Origin of the sequence: Mesorhizobium sp. C268A, assembly GCF_040324475.1 — a bacterium.
Taxonomy (GTDB): domain Bacteria; phylum Pseudomonadota; class Alphaproteobacteria; order Rhizobiales; family Rhizobiaceae; genus Mesorhizobium.
Genome location: NZ_JAMYVX010000001.1, coordinates 5,247,852 through 5,269,155, shown reverse-complemented (window position 1 = coordinate 5,269,155; position 21,304 = coordinate 5,247,852). Strand labels below are relative to the sequence as shown.

The window sequence follows — 21,304 nt, the reverse complement described above, 5'->3', positions numbered from 1 at the left end:
CAATGTATATCAGATTATATCTTCCGGGTTTACCACACGTAAAAAATGCCGAGACTTGCATATCGGGATATATGAAATTGATTGCGGGACAGTTGCAAAGCAGAAGTCGTCACTGTCTCTATCCGGGAAATGCCGGAGGGGTTTGGCGATGACGACGAGTAACGATTTGGATACCGTCTCGAATTCTTGGGACGAGCACTCTTCACATGAACATGGCGGCTCGCCATCGCAGGCAGGCATCCAGGTAGCGCAGGCCGCTCAGGCGGCGCCTGCCGAGCCGGTGCCGGTCGATGTCGGCAGTGGCGCACCCGTTCAGCCGGCAGCACCCGCGGAGGCGAAAGCGCCGGCGGCAGCCGCGCCGCATGAATACGTGGCCGACGCCAGCAACATCGTGAAACTTCCGGCGGACGTCTCCATCGACAACATCAAGGTCGACGGCCACAATCTGTTGCTGGAACAGGCCGACGGTTCAGTCATCCTCATCAAGGATGGCGCGCTCAACGTGCCGACCTTCATCATCGGTGATGTCGAAGTTCCGCGCGTGGCCTTGCTGGCCGCTCTTGAAGCGAGCCACGTCGATGTCGCCTTCGGTGCCGATGGTTCGATCTCGGCCGGCCCCGGAGGCTCGAACCCAAGCGCAGGCGCAGACTTCTCGGTTCCCCCAGGCGGCATCGGCGACGGCTTCGATCTTTCCGCATTGTTGCCGCCGACAGACCTGGCGTTCGGCCAGCCGGATCATCGCGAGCTGTTCCCAAGCCTGCGGCCGGATTCCACACCGTCGATCATCGACCTGACGCCTTCCGTCGAGGGCGGCGACACCATCGTCAATGAAAAGGGCCTGCCGGAAAGCCCTGGGCCGGAAGGTTCGGGCGAAGCGTCGGCGCCAGGCGTTGACGGCGACATCTCCGAACACAACACCGGCACCTTCACCATCGCCTCTCCCGACGGTGTCGGCTCGCTGACCATCGCCGGCCAGGTGATTTCGGGCGCGGCTCTTGCCAACAGCGCATCGACGCCGATCGACATCATCACGCCGCTCGGCAACACGCTGACCGTCAACGGCTACGACGCCAGCACAGGCCAGGTGAGCTACAGCTACACGCTCGTCCATAGCGCGACTCACCCCGACGCGGGGACAGATTCCATCTTCGACGACATGACGGTGACGGTTACCGACACCGACGGAGACGTGTCCCTTCCGGGCACGCTGTCCGTTCAGATCGTCGACGACGTGCCGACGGCGCATGATGAGGCCTCGCAGTCGATTGCGGAAGGTGCCCCGGCGCTGACGGGCACGCTGGACTTCGTCGCCGGCGCCGACGGCGCGACGGTGACGCATATCAACGGCACGGCGCTGATCTTCGATGCCGGCACGGGTTATTCGCAGTTGATCGACATCGGCGCGGGCACCATCCAGGTGAAGGCGGACGGGTCCTACTCGTTCACGCCGGACGCTTCGGTGGATAACAGTTCCGGTCCGGTAGCTGTTAACGCGACCTACACTGTGACGGACGGCGATCTCGACACGTCGACGGCCAACATCGCCTTCACAATCACGGACGGCGCGGCCCCGGTTGCCGGCGCTCCGATCACGCTGGCGCTTGACGACCAGAACCTGAGTGACGGCTCGACGCCGGCCGGCGCTGACTTCGCCTCGAACTCGATCACCTTCACGCCGGGCTCGGATGCGATGGCCTCGATCGCCTTTGGCACCGACCTGAGCGGGTTGAACACCGCCAACTTGACCTGGACCCGGGTGTCGGACACCCAGGTCGTCGGCAATGACGGCGCCGTGACTGTGGTGACGCTGGATCTGGCGGTTGCCAACAATGTGGCAACGGTGACGGCGACGCTGAACAACAATTACGATGCCCATCCTAGCATTAACGCCGACGACCTAGTCGATCTGGGCCATCTCGGCGTGGTTGCCACCGACACCGACGGCACCCAGGCGACAGGCACGGTCAACGTGACGGTGTCCGATGACGTGCCGACCGCGGTTGCCGACATCGACAGCATCGGGGCCGGCCTGTTCGGCCCGGCCACCGGCAATGTGCTGGTTGGCGGAACCGATGCCCTCGACGGCAACACGACCGACGGGGTTGCCGATACCAAGGGCGCCGACGGCGCTGCCGTGGTCGGCGTCGTCGCCGGCGACACCAATGCCGCCCTCGACAATACCGCAACACTCGGCGTGCAGATCCAGGGTCTCTACGGCAAGCTGACGCTGGCCGCCGACGGCACCTACACCTATACCCGCGATGCCGGCTCCGCCGGTGGCCATGACGACGTCTTCACCTACACCATCAAGGACGGCGACGGCGACACCTCGCACACCACGCTGACCATCTCGATCGGCAACTCGCCGCCGGTGATCACCGACCTGATGCCGGCCGCCAACGGCGGCGACGTCACCGTCAATGAGGATGACCTCCTGGCCAGCCGCGGCGTTGGCGAATCGGCCGGCTCCGACACCTCGAAGGAAAGCACCACCCAGGGCGGCACCTTCACCATCTCCTCGCCCGACGGCATCGCCTCGCTGACCATCGACGGCCATGCCTTCATCACCAACGGCGTGTTCACCGCCAGCTCCTTCACCACCGCGCTCGGCAATACGCTGAACGTGACCGGCTACAATCCCGCAACCGGCACCGTCAGCTATACCTACACGCTGCTCGACAACGAGGCCCATGCTACCGGCGCCTCCACCAACAGCCTGTTCGAGAACCTTGCCGTCTCGCTCACCGACCAGGACGGCCAGAACGCCACAGGCACGCTGTCCGTCAACATCGTCGATGACGTGCCGACCGCGGTTGCCGACATCGACAGCATCGGGGCCGGCCTGTTCGGCCCGGCCACCGGCAATGTGCTGGTTGGCGGAACCGATGCCCTCGACGGCAACACGACCGACGGGGTTGCCGATACCAAGGGCGCCGACGGCGCTGCCGTGGTCGGCGTCGTCGCCGGCGACACCAATGCCGCCCTCGACAATACCGCAACACTCGGCGTGCAGATCCAGGGTCTCTACGGCAAGCTGACGCTGGCCGCCGACGGCACCTACACCTATACCCGCGATGCCGGCTCCGCCGGTGGCCATGACGACGTCTTCACCTACACCATCAAGGACGGCGACGGCGACACCTCGCACACCACGCTGACCATCTCGATCGGCAACTCGCCGCCGGTGATCACCGACCTGACGCCGGCCGCCAACGGCGGCGACGTCACCGTCAATGAGGATGACCTCCTGGCCAGCCGCGGCGTTGGCGAATCGGCCGGCTCCGACACCTCGAAGGAAAGCACCACCCAGGGCGGCACCTTCACCATCTCCTCGCCCGACGGCATCGCCTCGCTGACCATCGACGGCCATGCCTTCATCACCAACGGCGTGTTCACCGCCAGCTCCTTCACCACCGCGCTCGGCAATACGCTGAACGTGACCGGCTACAATCCCGCAACCGGCACCGTCAGCTATACCTACACGCTGCTCGACAACGAGGCCCATGCTACCGGCGCCTCCACCAACAGCCTGTTCGAGAACCTTGCCGTCTCGCTCACCGACCAGGACGGCCAGAACGCCACAGGCACGCTGTCCGTCAACATCGTCGATGACGTGCCGACCGCGGTTGCCGACATCGACAGCATCGGGGCCGGCCTGTTCGGCCCGGCCACCGGCAATGTGCTGGTTGGCGGAACCGATGCCCTCGACGGCAACACGACCGACGGGGTTGCCGATACCAAGGGCGCCGACGGCGCTGCCGTGGTCGGCGTCGTCGCCGGCGACACCAATGCCGCCCTCGACAATACCGCAACACTCGGCGTGCAGATCCAGGGTCTCTACGGCAAGCTGACGCTGGCCGCCGACGGCACCTACACCTATACCCGCGATGCCGGCTCCGCCGGTGGCCATGACGACGTCTTCACCTACACCATCAAGGACGGCGACGGCGACACCTCGCACACCACGCTGACCATCTCGATCGGCAACTCGCCGCCGGTGATCACCGACCTGACGCCGGCCGCCAACGGCGGCGACGTCACCGTCAATGAGGATGACCTCCTGGCCAGCCGCGGCGTTGGCGAATCGGCCGGCTCCGACACCTCGAAGGAAAGCACCACCCAGGGCGGCACCTTCACCATCTCCTCGCCCGACGGCATCGCCTCGCTGACCATCGACGGCCATGCCTTCATCACCAACGGCGTGTTCACCGCCAGCTCCTTCACCACCGCGCTCGGCAATACGCTGAACGTGACCGGCTACAATCCCGCAACCGGCACCGTCAGCTATACCTACACGCTGCTCGACAACGAGGCCCATGCTACCGGCGCCTCCACCAACAGCCTGTTCGAGAACCTTGCCGTCTCGCTCACCGACCAGGACGGCCAGAACGCCACAGGCACGCTGTCCGTCAACATCGTCGATGACGTGCCGACCGCGGTTGCCGACATCGACAGCATCGGGGCCGGCCTGTTCGGCCCGGCCACCGGCAATGTGCTGGTTGGCGGAACCGATGCCCTCGACGGCAACACGACCGACGGGGTTGCCGATACCAAGGGCGCCGACGGCGCTGCCGTGGTCGGCGTCGTGGCCGGCGACACCAATGCCGCCCTCGACAATACCGCAACACTCGGCGTGCAGATCCAGGGTCTCTACGGCAAGCTGACGCTGGCCGCCGACGGCACCTACACCTATACCCGCGATGCCGGCTCCGCCGGTGGCCATGACGACGTCTTCACCTACACCATCAAGGACGGCGACGGCGACACCTCGCACACCACGCTGACCATCTCGATCGGCAACTCGCCGCCGGTGATCACCGACCTGACGCCGGCCGCCAACGGCGGCGACGTCACCGTCAATGAGGATGACCTCCTGGCCAGCCGCGGCGTTGGCGAATCGGCCGGCTCCGACACCTCGAAGGAAAGCACCACCCAGGGCGGCACCTTCACCATCTCCTCGCCCGACGGCATCGCCTCGCTGACCATCGACGGCCATGCCTTCATCACCAACGGCGTGTTCACCGCCAGCTCCTTCACCACCGCGCTCGGCAATACGCTGAACGTGACCGGCTACAATCCCGCAACCGGCACCGTCAGCTATACCTACACGCTGCTCGACAACGAGGCCCATGCTACCGGCGCCTCCACCAACAGCCTGTTCGAGAACCTTGCCGTCTCGCTCACCGACCAGGACGGCCAGAACGCCACAGGCACGCTGTCCGTCAACATCGTCGATGACGTGCCGACCGCGGTTGCCGACATCGACAGCATCGGGGCCGGCCTGTTCGGCCCGGCCACCGGCAATGTGCTGGTTGGCGGAACCGATGCCCTCGACGGCAACACGACCGACGGGGTTGCCGATACCAAGGGCGCCGACGGCGCTGCCGTGGTCGGCGTCGTGGCCGGCGACACCAATGCCGCCCTCGACAATACCGCAACACTCGGCGTGCAGATCCAGGGTCTCTACGGCAAGCTGACGCTGGCCGCCGACGGCACCTACACCTATACCCGCGATGCCGGCTCCGCCGTGGCCATGACGACGTCTTCACCTACACCATCAAGGACGGCGACGGCGACACCTCGCACACCACGCTGACCATCTCGATCGGCAACTCGCCGCCGGTGATCACCGACCTGACGCCGGCCGCCAACGGCGGCGACGTCACCGTCAATGAGGATGACCTCCTGGCCAGCCGCGGCGTTGGCGAATCGGCCGGCTCCGACACCTCGAAGGAAAGCACCACCCAGGGCGGCACCTTCACCATCTCCTCGCCCGACGGCATCGCCTCGCTGACCATCGACGGCCATGCCTTCATCACCAACGGCGTGTTCACCGCCAGCTCCTTCACCACCGCGCTCGGCAATACGCTGAACGTGACCGGCTACAATCCCGCAACCGGCACCGTCAGCTATACCTACACGCTGCTCGACAACGAGGCCCATGCTACCGGCGCCTCCACCAACAGCCTGTTCGAGAACCTTGCCGTCTCGCTCACCGACCAGGACGGCCAGAACGCCACAGGCACGCTGTCCGTCAACATCGTCGATGACGTGCCGACCGCGGTTGCCGACATCGACAGCATCGGGGCCGGCCTGTTCGGCCCGGCCACCGGCAATGTGCTGGTTGGCGGAACCGATGCCCTCGACGGCAACACGACCGACGGGGTTGCCGATACCAAGGCGCCGACGGCGCTGCCGTGGTCGGCGTCGTCGCCGGCGACACCAATGCCGCCCTCGACAATACCGCAACACTCGGCGTGCAGATCCAGGGTCTCTACGGCAAGCTGACGCTGGCCGCCGACGGCACCTACACCTATACCCGCGATGCCGGCTCCGCCGGTGGCCATGACGACGTCTTCACCTACACCATCAAGGACGGCGACGGCGACACCTCGCACACCACGCTGACCATCTCGATCGGCAACTCGCCGCCGGTGATCACCGACCTGATGCCGGCCGCCAACGGCGGCGACGTCACCGTCAATGAGGATGACCTCCTGGCCAGCCGCGGCGTTGGCGAATCGGCCGGCTCCGACACCTCGAAGGAAAGCACCACCCAGGGCGGCACCTTCACCATCTCCTCGCCCGACGGCATCGCCTCGCTGACCATCGACGGCCATGCCTTCATCACCAACGGCGTGTTCACCGCCAGCTCCTTCACCACCGCGCTCGGCAATACGCTGAACGTGACCGGCTACAATCCCGCAACCGGCACCGTCAGCTATACCTACACGCTGCTCGACAACGAGGCCCATGCTACCGGAGCCTCCACCAACAGCCTGTTCGAGAACCTTGCCGTCTCGCTCACCGACCAGGACGGCCAGAACGCCACAGGCACGCTGTCCGTCAACATCGTCGATGACGTGCCGACCGCGGTTGCCGACATCGACAGCATCGGGGCCGGCCTGTTCGGCCCGGCCACCGGCAATGTGCTGGTTGGCGGAACCGATGCCCTCGACGGCAACACGACCGACGGGGTTGCCGATACCAAGGGCGCCGACGGCGCTGCCGTGGTCGGCGTCGTCGCCGGCGACACCAATGCCGCCCTCGACAATACCGCAACACTCGGCGTGCAGATCCAGGGTCTCTACGGCAAGCTGACGCTGGCCGCCGACGGCACCTACACCTATACCCGCGATGCCGGCTCCGCCGGTGGCCATGACGACGTCTTCACCTACACCATCAAGGACGGCGACGGCGACACCTCGCACACCACGCTGACCATCTCGATCGGCAACTCGCCGCCGGTGATCACCGACCTGACGCCGGCCGCCAACGGCGGCGACGTCACCGTCAATGAGGATGACCTCCTGGCCAGCCGCGGCGTTGGCGAATCGGCCGGCTCCGACACCTCGAAGGAAAGCACCACCCAGGGCGGCACCTTCACCATCTCCTCGCCCGACGGCATCGCCTCGCTGACCATCGACGGCCATGCCTTCATCACCAACGGCGTGTTCACCGCCAGCTCCTTCACCACCGCGCTCGGCAATACGCTGAACGTGACCGGCTACAATCCCGCCAACCGGCACCGTCAGCTATACCTACACGCTGCTCGACAACGAGGCCCATGCTACCGGAGCCTCCACCAACAGCCTGTTCGAGAACCTTGCCGTCTCGCTCACCGACCAGGACGGCCAGAACGCCACAGGCACGCTGTCCGTCAACATCGTCGATGACGTGCCGACCGCGGTTGCCGACATCGACAGCATCGGGGCCGGCCTGTTCGGCCCGGCCACCGGCAATGTGCTGGTTGGCGGAACCGATGCCCTCGACGGCAACACGACCGACGGGTTGATACCAAGGGCGCCGACGGCGTGGTCGGCGTCGCCGGCGACACCAATGCCGCCCTCGACAATACCGCTGCAGACAGGGTCTCTACGGCAAGCTGACGCTGGCCGCCGACGGCACCTACACCTATACCCGCGATGCCGGCTCCGCCGGTGGCCATGACGACGTCTTCACCTACACCATCAAGGACGGCGACGGCGACACCTCGCACACCACGCTGACCATCTCGATCGGCAACTCGCCGCCGGTGATCACCGACCTGACGCCGGCCGCCAACGGCGGCGACGTCACCGTCAATGAGGATGACCTCCTGGCCAGCCGCGGCGTTGGCGAATCGGCCGGCTCCGACACCTCGAAGGAAAGCACCACCCAGGGCGGCACCTTCACCATCTCCTCGCCCGACGGCATCGCCTCGCTGACCATCGACGGCCATGCCTTCATCACCAACGGCGTGTTCACCGCCAGCTCCTTCACCACCGCGCTCGGCAATACGCTGAACGTGACCGGCTACAATCCCGCAACCGGCACCGTCAGCTATACCTACACGCTGCTCGACAACGAGGCCCATGCTACCGGCGCCTCCACCAACAGCCTGTTCGAGAACCTTGCCGTCTCGCTCACCGACCAGGACGGCCAGAACGCCACAGGCACGCTGTCCGTCAACATCGTCGATGACGTGCCGACCGCGGTTGCCGACATCGACAGCATCGGGGCCGGCCTGTTCGGCCCGGCCACCGGCAATGTGCTGGTTGGCGGAACCGATGCCCTCGACGGCAACACGACCGACGGGGTTGCCGATACCAAGGGCGCCGACGGCGCTGCCGTGGTCGGCGTCGTCGCCGGCGACACCAATGCCGCCCTCGACAATACCGCAACACTCGGCGTGCAGATCCAGGGTCTCTACGGCAGCTGACGCTGGCCGCCGACGGCACCTACACCTATACCCGCGATGCCGGCTCCGCCGGTGGCCATGACGACGTCTTCACCTACACCATCAAGGACGGCGACGGCGACACCTCGCACACCACGCTGACCATCTCGATCGGCAACTCGCCGCCGGTGATCACCGACCTGACCCGGCCGCCAACGGCGGCGACGTCACCGTCAATGAGGATGACCTCCTGGCCAGCCGCGGCGTTGCGAATCGGCCGGCTCCGACACCTCGAAGGAAAGCACCACCCAGGGCGGCACCTTCACCATCTCCTCGCCCGACGGCATCGCCTCGCTGACCATCGACGGCCATGCCTTCATCACCAACGGCGTGTTCACCGCCAGCTCCTTCACCACCGCGCTCGGCAATACGCTGAACGTGACCGGCTACAATCCCGCAACCGGCACCGTCAGCTATACCTACACGCTGCTCGACAACGAGGCCCATGCTACCGGCGCCTCCACCAACAGCCTGTTCGAGAACCTTGCCGTCTCGCTCACCGACCAGGACGGCCAGAACGCCACAGGCACGCTGTCCGTCAACATCGTCGATGACGTGCCGACCGCGGTTGCCGACATCGACAGCATCGGGGCCCTGTTCGGCCGGCCCGGCAATGTGCTGGTTGGCGAACCGATGCCTCGACGGCAACACGACCGACGGGGTTGCCGATACCAAGGGCGCCGACGGCGCTGCCGTGGTCGGCGTCGTCGCCGGCGACACCAATGCCGCCCTCGACAATACCGCAACACTCGGCGTGCAGATCCAGGGTCTCTACGGCAAGCTGACGCTGGCCGCCGACGGCACCTACACCTATACCCGCGATGCCGGCTCCGCCGGTGGCCATGACGACGTCTTCACCTACACCATCAAGGACGGCGACGGCGACACCTCGCACACCACGCTGACCATCTCGATCGGCAACTCGCCGCCGGTGATCACCGACCTGATGCCGGCCGCCAACGGCGGCGACGTCACCGTCAATGAGGATGACCTCCTGGCCAGCCGCGGCGTTGGCGAATCGGCCGGCTCCGACACCTCGAAGGAAAGCACCACCCAGGGCGGCACCTTCACCATCTCCTCGCCCGACGGCATCGCCTCGCTGACCATCGACGGCCATGCCTTCATCACCAACGGCGTGTTCACCGCCAGCTCCTTCACCACCGCGCTCGGCAATACGCTGAACGTGACCGGCTACAATCCCGCAACCGGCACCGTCAGCTATACCTACACGCTGCTCGACAACGAGGCCCATGCTACCGGAGCCTCCACCAACAGCCTGTTCGAGAACCTTGCCGTCTCGCTCACCGACCAGGACGGCCAGAACGCCACAGGCACGCTGTCCGTCAACATCGTCGATGACGTGCCGACCGCGGTTGCCGACATCGACAGCATCGGGGCCGGCCTGTTCGGCCCGGCCACCGGCAATGTGCTGGTTGGCGGAACCGATGCCCTCGACGGCAACACGACCGACGGGGTTGCCGATACCAAGGGCGCCGACGGCGCTGCCGTGGTCGGCGTCGTCGCCGGCGACACCAATGCCGCCCTCGACAATACCGCAACACTCGGCGTGCAGATCCAGGGTCTCTACGGCAAGCTGACGCTGGCCGCCGACGGCACCTACACCTATACCCGCGATGCCGGCTCCGCCGGTGGCCATGACGACGTCTTCACCTACACCATCAAGGACGGCGACGGCGACACCTCGCACACCACGCTGACCATCTCGATCGGCAACTCGCCGCCGGTGATCACCGACCTGACGCCGGCCGCCAACGGCGGCGACGTCACCGTCAATGAGGATGACCTCCTGGCCAGCCGCGGCGTTGGCGAATCGGCCGGCTCCGACACCTCGAAGGAAAGCACCACCCAGGGCGGCACCTTCACCATCTCCTCGCCCGACGGCATCGCCTCGCTGACCATCGACGGCCATGCCTTCATCACCAACGGCGTGTTCACCGCCAGCTCCTTCACCACCGCGCTCGGCAATACGCTGAACGTGACCGGCTACAATCCCGCAACCGGCACCGTCAGCTATACCTACACGCTGCTCGACAACGAGGCCCATGCTACCGGAGCCTCCACCAACAGCCTGTTCGAGAACCTTGCCGTCTCGCTCACCGACCAGGACGGCCAGAACGCCACAGGCACGCTGTCCGTCAACATCGTCGATGACGTGCCGACCGCGGTTGCCGACATCGACAGCATCGGGGCCGGCCTGTTCGGCCCGGCCACCGGCAATGTGCTGGTTGGCGGAACCGATGCCCTCGACGGCAACACGACCGACGGGGTTGCCGATACCAAGGGCGCCGACGGCGCTGCCGTGGTCGGCGTCGTCGCCGGCGACACCAATGCCGCCCTCGACAATACCGCAACACTCGGCGTGCAGATCCAGGGTCTCTACGGCAAGCTGACGCTGGCCGCCGACGGCACCTACACCTATACCCGCGATGCCGGCTCCGCCGGTGGCCATGACGACGTCTTCACCTACACCATCAAGGACGGCGACGGCGACACCTCGCACACCACGCTGACCATCTCGATCGGCAACTCGCCGCCGGTGATCACCGACCTGATGCCGGCCGCCAACGGCGGCGACGTCACCGTCAATGAGGATGACCTCCTGGCCAGCCGCGGCGTTGGCGAATCGGCCGGCTCCGACACCTCGAAGGAAAGCACCACCCAGGGCGGCACCTTCACCATCTCCTCGCCCGACGGCATCGCCTCGCTGACCATCGACGGCCATGCCTTCATCACCAACGGCGTGTTCACCGCCAGCTCCTTCACCACCGCGCTCGGCAATACGCTGAACGTGACCGGCTACAATCCCGCAACCGGCACCGTCAGCTATACCTACACGCTGCTCGACAACGAGGCCCATGCTACCGGCGCCTCCACCAACAGCCTGTTCGAGAACCTTGCCGTCTCGCTCACCGACCAGGACGGCCAGAACGCCACAGGCACGCTGTCCGTCAACATCGTCGATGACGTGCCGACCGCGGTTGCCGACATCGACAGCATCGGGGCCGGCCTGTTCGGCCCGGCCACCGGCAATGTGCTGGTTGGCGGAACCGATGCCCTCGACGGCAACACGACCGACGGGGTTGCCGATACCAAGGGCGCCGACGGCGCTGCCGTGGTCGGCGTCGTGGCCGGCGACACCAATGCCGCCCTCGACAATACCGCAACACTCGGCGTGCAGATCCAGGGTCTCTACGGCAAGCTGACGCTGGCCGCCGACGGCACCTACACCTATACCCGCGATGCCGGCTCCGCCGGTGGCCATGACGACGTCTTCACCTACACCATCAAGGACGGCGACGGCGACACCTCGCACACCACGCTGACCATCTCGATCGGCAACTCGCCGCCGGTGATCACCGACCTGACGCCGGCCGCCAACGGCGGCGACGTCACCGTCAATGAGGATGACCTCCTGGCCAGCCGCGGCGTTGGCGAATCGGCCGGCTCCGACACCTCGAAGGAAAGCACCACCCAGGGCGGCACCTTCACCATCTCCTCGCCCGACGGCATCGCCTCGCTGACCATCGACGGCCATGCCTTCATCACCAACGGCGTGTTCACCGCCAGCTCCTTCACCACCGCGCTCGGCAATACGCTGAACGTGACCGGCTACAATCCCGCAACCGGCACCGTCAGCTATACCTACACGCTGCTCGACAACGAGGCCCATGCTACCGGAGCCTCCACCAACAGCCTGTTCGAGAACCTTGCCGTCTCGCTCACCGACCAGGACGGCCAGAACGCCACAGGCACGCTGTCCGTCAACATCGTCGATGACGTGCCGACCGCGGTTGCCGACATCGACAGCATCGGGGCCGGCCTGTTCGGCCCGGCCACCGGCAATGTGCTGGTTGGCGGAACCGATGCCCTCGACGGCAACACGACCGACGGGGTTGCCGATACCAAGGGCGCCGACGGCGCTGCCGTGGTCGGCGTCGTCGCCGGCGACACCAATGCCGCCCTCGACAATACCGCAACACTCGGCGTGCAGATCCAGGGTCTCTACGGCAAGCTGACGCTGGCCGCCGACGGCACCTACACCTATACCCGCGATGCCGGCTCCGCCGGTGGCCATGACGACGTCTTCACCTACACCATCAAGGACGGCGACGGCGACACCTCGCACACCACGCTGACCATCTCGATCGGCAACTCGCCGCCGGTGATCACCGACCTGACGCCGGCCGCCAACGGCGGCGACGTCACCGTCAATGAGGATGACCTCCTGGCCAGCCGCGGCGTTGGCGAATCGGCCGGCTCCGACACCTCGAAGGAAAGCACCACCCAGGGCGGCACCTTCACCATCTCCTCGCCCGACGGCATCGCCTCGCTGACCATCGACGGCCATGCCTTCATCACCAACGGCGTGTTCACCGCCAGCTCCTTCACCACCGCGCTCGGCAATACGCTGAACGTGACCGGCTACAATCCCGCAACCGGCACCGTCAGCTATACCTACACGCTGCTCGACAACGAGGCCCATGCTACCGGCGCCTCCACCAACAGCCTGTTCGAGAACCTTGCCGTCTCGCTCACCGACCAGGACGGCCAGAACGCCACAGGCACGCTGTCCGTCAACATCGTCGATGACGTGCCGACATTGGGAACCGTGCAAAGCCAGCAGGCAAGCACCGATACGTCGCAAACGCCGGCCGTTGGAACACTCCACTTCGTCGCCGGCGCCGACGGCGCCGGGGCCACCATGACGATCACTGCCAACACAACAGGCATCACTTCGGCCGGCCACAACCTCATCACGGAGCAGTCCGGCAGTGTGTTGACCGCCTATGCCGACAACAACAACAACGGAAGCCATGATGCAGGCGACACGGCGGTCTTTACCATCACCGTTAATCCGAATGCCGGTACGTCGGGGCAGTACACGTTCGACCTTTTGGCACCTTTGGACGGCACTGTCAGTAATGTCTCCGTTGCATCGAGCGGCGCCTTCGGCTCCGGCCCCAGCAATTCCATCGTGGTGACGGCGGGCGGCCAGAATGTCGTGATGGTGACCGGATGGGCGCCAACGGATGCCGGCGGCTCCTTCACCTCACCACACGAGACGGCATGGCTGGCCGGCGGCATGCCATCGTTGACACAAACAAGCAACGTCAACGGTTCGTCAGCAGGTTGGGGCCTCGGCAACAACAATTTCGACGGAGGCGAGTTCATGCGTTTCGATTTCGGGACGCCGGACGACTATGACGGCCCGGGCGGCTATACGGCCCCGGCCATCACCCTCGCGACTGTTAGCTATGCCAAGTTTTCGTTCGATGCGGTTACCGCCGGCGACAAGATCGAGTTCGTCGCCCACTACACCAACGGAACCACGGCTTCCTTCACTCCGGCGGTCGGTGCGACGTTGCTGACGATCACATCGCCTGCCGGAACGCAGATCGCATGGGTCGACGCCTATGAGTCGTCGGGCAAGACCAAGCTGAACCTGACGGATGTCGGGGTCACGAGCACCACGGTCGACCATACAATTCCGGTCGCGTTGCAACTCACGGATGGCGACGGGGACACAACAACGACGGCGAATTTCACTGTCCACGTGGCGGCCGGACTGATACCTTTTGCCATTGCCGCTCCGGTCGTACTCGACCTCAACAATGATGGAATCCACACCACCGATCTGACGCACTCCACCGTTTCGTTCGACTATAACGGCGATGGCGTCGCTTCGAAAACCGCCTGGGTCGATACGCATGACGGTATCCTGGCGATCGATCTCAATGGCGACGGCAAGGTGAACAACGGTTCGGAGATCGTGTTCACCCAACATGCCGCCGGCGCTGCGACCGACCTTGCCGCGCTCGAGCAGCTCTATGACACAAATCATGATGGCAAGCTGACTGCCGCCGACCACGACTTTGCGCAATTTGGTGTCTGGCAAGATGCCAACGGCAACGGCGTGTCGGATTCGGGCGAGTTCAAATCTCTGGCCGCCTTGGGTATCGTCGAGATCGGCCTCGATAGCAACAATCAGCACTCGGTTTCGGCGGACGGCTCGGTCTTGACCTATGGCGAAGCCACCTTCACGACCGCCGACGGTCAGATAGCCGCGGTCGGCGACATCGGCTTCGGCAACTACGATAACGCTGGCTCCGGAAGCACGGCCGCCATCGCCGGCACTTCGGGAGCCGACACGTTCAAGATCGACAATCTAAACATCAAGGATCTGATCGCCGACTACCATGCCGGTGAAGGGGACAAGATCGACTTGAGCGCGTTGTTCGACAAGGCGCCGGCCGGCAACATGGCCGACTATGTGCATTACGACACCGCGACCAGCACCGTGAGCGTCGATACCAGCGGCTCGGGCAACGCGGCCAACTTCGTGGATGTCGCCGTTCTGCAGAATGCGCCTGCCACCGGCACGATCAACATCCTCTACGACGACACACAACATCAACAGCACACGGCCACGATTTAGCACTTATGCGTGGCCGTACTCTCATGCTACATATTAGCGAAACATAAAACCGCAGTTTGGAGAGGGACTTAAATGAAGCGTTGTGCAAGATTGCTGGCTTCGGCCGCGGCGCTGCTGTTGGCTGGATCGACTGGCTTCGCCGCCGACATCATCGACGGGCCGGTGGCCGACTATTGCCGGACCGTCGGCACATCGAACCTGGTGTTGAACGACAACATCGTCGATCTCAAGGTCCAGGTGGTCAAGCTGATGGACGAGTCGGTGGCCGTCGCCAACAGCTCGGAATGGATCAATTCGTCCCGCCCCGCCTTCGTCTGGGCGTCGGAAGCCAAGGTCGCCTGCGGCATGGCCTATGGCTACCTCAAGACGAACTACAAGGACGAGGACACGCTCAACAAGTGCGAGTGCTTCCACGACCGCATGGTCGAGTACATGAACTGACCGAAAGGGATCAAGTCGCGCCGACAGGCTGACGATGATCGCCCGTGGAAGATTGTCGAGAGCGATTGCCGGAGCGATCGCACTGGCCGTTTTTGCCCCTGAAGCCCGTGCCAACTGGCTGGAACGACCTGCCCTCGAGCAGCAAGCTCCGTCCGGCTTGACGCGGCCGGTTCGCTGCGATGTCGCTCCGGAATGGACGCGCGAGACATTCAAGGCGTTCGCGACGTGCCAGGCATCGCTCTACGGCCTGGAGCCGGTGCTGGCGAACGCGGTGATGGAGATCGAAAGCGGATTCGATCCCGATGTGCACGGCGCCGATGGTGAAGTCGGGTTGATGCAAGTGATGCCGGCGACGGCGCGAATGCTTGGCTTTCGCGGTTCGCTCGACGAACTCGCGGTCCCTGCGACCAACATCGCGCTCGGCGTCAGATATCTGGCGCAGGCAAACAGCCTTGCCGAAGGCGATCTTTGCACGACCGTCATGAAATATCGCGCCGGGCACGGTGAAACCCGGTTCTCCGAACTTTCGGTCCGCTACTGCCGGCATGCGCGCGCAATCCTGGCGAGAGAAGGTTTTGCGGTGGCCGGCCCGCTACCGATGGCGACGTTCGGATTCTCCGCATTCCCGACAGCAGGAGACGATGGTGCCCCTGCCCCGGCGAGGCGGATTTGTGTGCGCCGACTGTTCGTGCCGGGCCCGCGATACATGAAATGCACGGACTATCGAAGCGCCGGGCAAGCCAGAATGATCAAGGCGCTCCGGGCAAAACTTTTCGACGGCTGAGCCATAATCCAGCAATTGCAAAGACGGCGAGGCAAGTCTGCCGTAAGATGAACGGATGAGACCGGGACAAATACCCGGCGGGATATGAGGGAGGCATCATGGATTCTGGCCGGCAGCGACACGGTTCGTGGACGTGGGCGATCGTCTTTGCGTTAGCGGGCATAGTGTCGGGCTGCCAGTCGAAAGGCAGCGTCTCGGACGCGCTCGACCAGGCGGCGATCGCCGCACCCGGAGCGCCGGCCGCCGGCACCGCTGCCAGCCCGGCCCAAGCCACGCGATCGCTCGGCACCGGGTCGACGAAGGTCACGATGCTGCTGCCTTTGTCGGCCCCGGGCAACGCCGGCGAAAACGGCCGGAAGATGCTCGATGCGACCAAGCTGGCAATGGCCGACCTTGGCAGCGCACTGCTCACGGTTACGGTCGAGGACACCAAGGGCGACAGCGCGCACGCCAGCGAATTGGCTGTGAAGGCGATCACCACTGGAACCAAGATCGTCATCGGCCCGGTCGAACTCGCCGCCGCGCAGCACATAGCCAAGCTGTCGGGATCGAAGCGGCCGCCGGTGCTGGCGTTGGCCGACAATTTCGCTGGCGGCCCAGGCGTCTATGCGGTCCGCCTCAACGAGGCCGACAGCGCTGCCGCGGGCGCAGCCGGCCTGGCGGCCAAAGGCAGCAAGAAGTTCGTGTTGCTCGTTGCGGCGGGCGCGAATGCCGGCGCGGTTGAAAAGCGGGTCGCCAACAGCCTCAGCATCTATGGCGCGACGCTCGCCGTCACCATTCCGTATCCGGCCGGCGATGGCGGCACCAAAGTGGTCAATGATATGGGCTCGCTGGTCGAGGCTCCCGATGCCATCATCATCGCCAGCGGCGACGACAATCCGGCGCAGATCCTTGCGGCGCTCAAAACGAAAGGCATTCCTGGAAAAGCAATTGCCGTCGTTGGAACCAACCGCTGGCTGGAACATCCGATGGAGCCGCTGTTTGAAGGCTCCTACATCGCCACGCTCGACCCAACCGAAACCGGCCCGATCGCCGACCGCTTCAAGACGACCTACAATTATCCAGCCGACGCCAATGTCGCCTACGCCTATGATATGGTCGCCCTGACAGCAGGAATTGCAAGTTCGGCCGGGCCTGACGGCTTCAGCAAGCAGGTGCTCGAAAATCGGAGCGGATTTCGCGGATCGACCGGCCTGTTCCGGTTTCGGGCGGATGGCTCCAGTGAGCGATCCATGCCCTTCTATCAGGTTCAAAAAGGTGCACTCAAGCTGGTCGCCAAATCGACATCGGGGTATTGAGGGGCAAGGAACCTTGCTTGAGTTGATGGGCTGGCCGAGGCACAATCGCTTGATAGCGCTCGGAAGCCTGCTCCTCCTGGCCGGGGTCTTGTTGATCATCCGGGCCGCCGATCTGCTTCCCATCGATCGGCCGATACCAGCGCCGCGTCAATCCATCGACGATAGCCAGCCACTGCGACCAGTTGCGACCGTCGCCAATACGCCATGGCGAGGACGGGCACGCAAGATTGCTCAGGACCTTATCGCGCCGCCACAGCTTGATTCGGCGCAAATCGAACGGGTCGAGCCGCGCCCGCCGCTCAGCGACCTTGGTCTGGCCGCGCCTGCAGGGATGCGAATGCCAAAGGATTGGAAAGAGGTCCTGCTGTACCAACCGGTTGCTACCTCGTCGGCAACCTTCGAATCGATGGGGCGCAAGGTAGCCATCAGCGGGATCCAAGGCATTGACCTGGATGAGACCTGTTCCTTTCGTGGCATCGCCTGGCCTTGCGGCCAGCGTGCGCGCGCGACGTTCAATTCCTGGCTGCGCGGCCGGGCGCTGAAATGCGTCGTGCCGCCGGAAATCGATCGTTTTGCCATTGCGGCACCGTGCAGCTTGGGCAAGCAGGATGTCGGCGCGTGGCTTGTTTCCAATGGCTGGGCGACGGCCTTGGCGAATGGAATCTATGGCAAGGCGGAGGCAGTGGCCAGAGACGCGCAGATGGGGATATTCGGCCCGCCGCAATAGCCGATAATTCGGTGTCGTTGCTTTTGCCGCCGTAGCCTTGCTTTTGAAGGGCTGATTTCGGGCCGATGGTAGGTGATTGCGCCATTACTAAAATTGTATGTTTCCTCGAAACTGAAAGTGCAGCACCTTGGCCTTATGACAGCCGATCAGGCGGGAGATTGGCTAATGATGACACCAATGGCGAATAGCTCGCCCCGGCAATGGAAAGATATCGCATGGCTGACTGCCCTGGGATCGGCGGGAATTCTGCTCCTCTCGGTTGGCCTAAATTATCTGCTTCTGTTCTCGGAAGCCTTGACGCCCTTCGGCCGCAGCATGGTCACCGCGATCCTGTTGCCGGTCATCGTCGGTGGCCCACTTTTCCTGTTCATTGGACTGCAGCGGACCGAGCTCGTCCGTTATCGAAAAGAACTCAACAAGTCGGCGACCTTTGACAGCCTGACAGGCTGCCTCAACCGGACAGTCTTCACGTCGATGGTCGAAAGGAGAGCAACCAGGCCGGAATCGTCTGGTCCAAGATCTGGCGCCTTCCTGGTCATTCATCCCGAACACATCAGGTCCATCAATCTGCGCTTCGGCCTTGGCTGGGGTGACGAAGCCTTGCGGCTCATAGCCTCGACCATCCAGTCATCGGTACGCAAGGAAGATCTGGTGGGCCGGATCGGAACCTCCATGTTCGGGGTCTTTCTGCCCGGTGCGACAGAAGACGACGCCAGGGAGATCGGCGACCGTATCCGGGCGCGCGTGGCCCAAGCCTATTTCGCGCCAAAAGGAACCGCGGACACGCTGACCATCAGCGTCGGCGGCGTGGTGTTTGAAAACGAGTTGGAATTCGAGGACATGTTCCGATCGGCGGAATCGCTGTTATCCGGCGTCGAACGCCAGCCCGGATTTCAATTGTCGCACCTCCACAACTAGCTGAAACAAGTCGTTGCCGGAGGAACACCGCCGCAAATGTCTTGCCGCACGGCTGCGGCAGCGATCATCTTGGCCCTTGTTGCCAAACCGGACGATTGACCCATGGGCGGTTTCAACCCGTGGGAGGTCTGGTTCCTGACGGTGCTGACGGCATCGCCGCGCATCGCTGGCAGTATTTGCCGGACCGACCAAGTTCTGGTTGCCGCTGGTTGCAGCAACCTTGATCGCCTTGATGGCCGGCTATCGGACCATGCTGCTGCCGCCGAACTCCTGACAGGTCGAGACACCCGCCGCGCCAGTAGCATCAGGTTCGGCGCTCAGGGCACGAGCGACAAAGCTTGAGGGCGCACAGATAGCAGCTGGATCCCCACGGCTCTCTCTTCATCCGTGGGGATCACAAGCACGTCGACGTCGGAACCAGCAAGGCTGATGACCTCGTCGCCTCGTCCATTCAGCTTGTGGTCGATATTAACCGCAAGCCAGCCGGCCACAGCCCCGGCCCTCTCTCGAATACATTGGGCGTTTTGGCCTACGCCTGCCTTGAACACCAGCGTGTCCAGTCCGCCTATCGCAGCGGCCAGCGACCCGATCTCGCGTGCGATACGATAGACGAAGAGATCGACTGTTTCGGCGGCAAGAGGATCATCGGAGTCGATTAGCGTCCGCATATCACCGGATATCCCTGACACTCCGAGCAGGCCGGATTGCTCGTAGAGAAGGGTGACCAATCGTCCGTCTGCAGCTTCCGGTCATTCAGCTGCGCGCTTTGCCCCAGCCAGCCCACGCGCCTTTCTCGTTCGCCGGGCTTTGGGCTTACAATTCCAATCTCGACATAACCAGCTGCACCAGCATCACATGATCAACAGCCTCTCATTCTCTACCAGGCATACTATGACGCCTGGCTGGACCCGGGGACCAAAGGACCAGCCTCAAGCACATTCTCAGCCACGACATCGACGGTCAGCTGCAGTTCAACCGCGTTGGACGTGAGGTGAACACGAGCGCCGTCAACAAATTTCCCAACGACCATCCCGGCCTGGTCGGGCGGAGCCGGCGACTTTCTCTGTTCGCCGAAATCGTCAAGCACGCCCCTGCTGGGGCGAAGCTTTCTAAAGCACGCTCCGACCACATATTTTCAGGAGGGCGGGATGACAGAGCGTGAGCAAGAGATCGTCGCGAATGCATGGGCACTGGCTACGGGCGCACAACAAATCCTAGAGGCGCTTCTCATCATGCTGAAAAAGTCGGGAACGTCGCGCGATCTTCGATTGCCGGGTAGCCGGGAAGTGGACCATCAGTTAGGGGTCCGTAGCTAGAGCGTGATAAAGCAGCAAACACACTATCATAGAAACGGCGCTGCCTAGCAGCTGGTCTGCCGTCAGGCCGGAAAAATAGACAAGATGAAACGCCACCAACGCTCTACCAATCACGGTTCGGAACACTGCCGAACTAACCGTTAGTCGGCGCTAATGTTCCGGTCTGGACTCGCTACCGCTTTGGAAGCATTCTGCACTCGGGGGAGAGGGCGTGGGCAAAGTCCAGCGTCATCAAGGTGCGGATCAGGCCGACCGCTGGCGCAAGACCGCAAAGGGGCGGTGGATGTGGCGACGGCAATATCTGCCGGCGCTGGTGATGGTTCCCTGACCGGCTCATCCCAGCTGGCTGGCTGAGTGGCACCCGCACGGCCGGCGCGGGGAGCTGCGATATCAAGGGCAACATTTCCACCAGTACCGATGAGCGATTTATCACGTTCCAGGGCAGGAGCATTACTGGAAGACGACGATCAGTTTCAGTACAGCGAGCGCTGGCTGTGCAGCGAGGCAGAGGCATGGGCCGCCGGCTAGCGCAAAGCAAGGCGGTAGCGCGGTAGCCACCACCATGTGCAGGCCAACCAGCCCGTCATCATGGTCCGAACCTGATCGCACCCGCCGACCTTGGTCTCAACGTCGTTGATTGGCAC

At 64.1% G+C, this 21,304-nt stretch carries 14 protein-coding genes and 2 pseudogenes; 14 read left to right on the top strand and 2 right to left on the bottom strand.

Annotation, left to right across the window (positions count from 1 at the left end):
• The first annotated feature begins 148 nt into the window (after nucleotides 1-148).
• The 6 genes and pseudogenes from NKL06_RS25705 to NKL06_RS32775 form a co-directional block, all read left to right on the top strand.
• Complete coding sequence (locus NKL06_RS25705) at nucleotides 149-5,596, top strand: beta strand repeat-containing protein (RefSeq protein ID WP_352581111.1); 5,448 nt, start codon at nucleotides 149-151, stop codon at nucleotides 5,594-5,596.
• Between the two features lie 26 nt (nucleotides 5,597-5,622).
• A complete protein-coding gene (locus NKL06_RS25700; RefSeq protein ID WP_352581109.1) occupies nucleotides 5,623-6,288 on the top strand; it encodes a hypothetical protein in 666 nt (221 codons plus the stop codon).
• Nucleotides 6,198-7,676: a cadherin-like domain-containing protein gene (locus NKL06_RS25695; protein WP_352581107.1), complete on the top strand. Its 1,479-nt coding sequence runs from the start codon at nucleotides 6,198-6,200 to the stop codon at nucleotides 7,674-7,676. Before NKL06_RS25700 ends, NKL06_RS25695 begins: the two co-directional genes overlap by 91 nt.
• A 206-nt stretch (nucleotides 7,677-7,882) precedes the next feature.
• A pseudogene (locus NKL06_RS25690) lies at nucleotides 7,883-8,008 on the top strand (Ig-like domain-containing protein); the annotation flags it as partial.
• Between the two features lie 27 nt (nucleotides 8,009-8,035).
• Nucleotides 8,036-8,701, top strand: coding sequence for a hypothetical protein (locus tag NKL06_RS25685; RefSeq protein WP_352581105.1), 666 nt, complete (start codon nucleotides 8,036-8,038; stop codon nucleotides 8,699-8,701).
• Nucleotides 8,698-8,766: pseudogene (locus NKL06_RS32775) on the top strand (hypothetical protein); the annotation flags it as partial. The gene NKL06_RS25685 and the pseudogene NKL06_RS32775, both read left to right, overlap by 4 nt.
• Before the next feature lie 126 nt (nucleotides 8,767-8,892).
• Here NKL06_RS32775 and NKL06_RS25680 read toward each other — a convergent pair.
• Nucleotides 8,893-9,057 (bottom strand): hypothetical protein, encoded by a 165-nt coding sequence (locus NKL06_RS25680; RefSeq protein ID WP_352581103.1) that lies wholly within the window; start codon nucleotides 9,055-9,057, stop codon nucleotides 8,893-8,895.
• A 284-nt stretch (nucleotides 9,058-9,341) separates the two neighbouring features.
• Here NKL06_RS25680 and NKL06_RS25675 point away from each other — a divergent pair, with 284 nt between their 5' ends.
• From NKL06_RS25675 to NKL06_RS25645, 7 genes are all read left to right on the top strand, one after another.
• Nucleotides 9,342-15,176, top strand: coding sequence for an SPM autocatalytic domain-containing protein (locus NKL06_RS25675; protein WP_352581101.1), 5,835 nt, complete (start codon nucleotides 9,342-9,344; stop codon nucleotides 15,174-15,176).
• Nucleotides 15,177-15,248: 72 nt separating this feature from the next.
• Nucleotides 15,249-15,617 carry a hypothetical protein gene (locus NKL06_RS25670; RefSeq protein ID WP_023691470.1) on the top strand — a complete coding sequence of 123 codons (369 nt, stop codon included), beginning with the start codon at nucleotides 15,249-15,251 and terminating at the stop codon, nucleotides 15,615-15,617.
• Nucleotides 15,618-15,651: 34 nt separating this feature from the next.
• The gene (locus NKL06_RS25665) at nucleotides 15,652-16,401 is read left to right on the top strand and encodes a lytic transglycosylase domain-containing protein (protein WP_023691471.1); all 750 of its coding nucleotides are present in this window, start codon (nucleotides 15,652-15,654) and stop codon (nucleotides 16,399-16,401) included.
• Between the two features lie 98 nt (nucleotides 16,402-16,499).
• On the top strand, nucleotides 16,500-17,699 hold the full coding sequence (locus tag NKL06_RS25660; RefSeq protein ID WP_023691472.1) for an ABC transporter substrate-binding protein: 1,200 nt from the start codon (nucleotides 16,500-16,502) through the stop codon (nucleotides 17,697-17,699).
• A 13-nt stretch (nucleotides 17,700-17,712) separates the two neighbouring features.
• Nucleotides 17,713-18,426 (top strand): thermonuclease family protein, encoded by a 714-nt coding sequence (locus NKL06_RS25655; RefSeq protein ID WP_245260618.1) that lies wholly within the window; start codon nucleotides 17,713-17,715, stop codon nucleotides 18,424-18,426.
• Nucleotides 18,427-18,591: 165 nt separating this feature from the next.
• Entirely contained in the window at nucleotides 18,592-19,344 is a 753-nt protein-coding gene (locus NKL06_RS25650) for a GGDEF domain-containing protein (RefSeq protein WP_023691474.1), read from the top strand.
• 102 nt (nucleotides 19,345-19,446) lie between these two features.
• Nucleotides 19,447-19,686: a hypothetical protein gene (locus NKL06_RS25645; protein WP_023696398.1), complete on the top strand. Its 240-nt coding sequence runs from the start codon at nucleotides 19,447-19,449 to the stop codon at nucleotides 19,684-19,686.
• On the opposite strand, the gene NKL06_RS25640 is transcribed toward NKL06_RS25645, so the two are convergent.
• On the bottom strand, nucleotides 19,662-20,072 hold the full coding sequence (locus NKL06_RS25640) for an acetate/propionate family kinase (RefSeq protein ID WP_023807288.1): 411 nt from the start codon (nucleotides 20,070-20,072) through the stop codon (nucleotides 19,662-19,664). The genes NKL06_RS25645 and NKL06_RS25640 overlap by 25 nt on opposite strands.
• A 420-nt stretch (nucleotides 20,073-20,492) precedes the next feature.
• Here NKL06_RS25640 and NKL06_RS25635 point away from each other — a divergent pair, with 420 nt between their 5' ends.
• Entirely contained in the window at nucleotides 20,493-20,660 is a 168-nt protein-coding gene (locus NKL06_RS25635) for a hypothetical protein (RefSeq protein WP_023687760.1), read from the top strand.
• The last annotated feature ends 644 nt before the right edge of the window (nucleotides 20,661-21,304 follow it).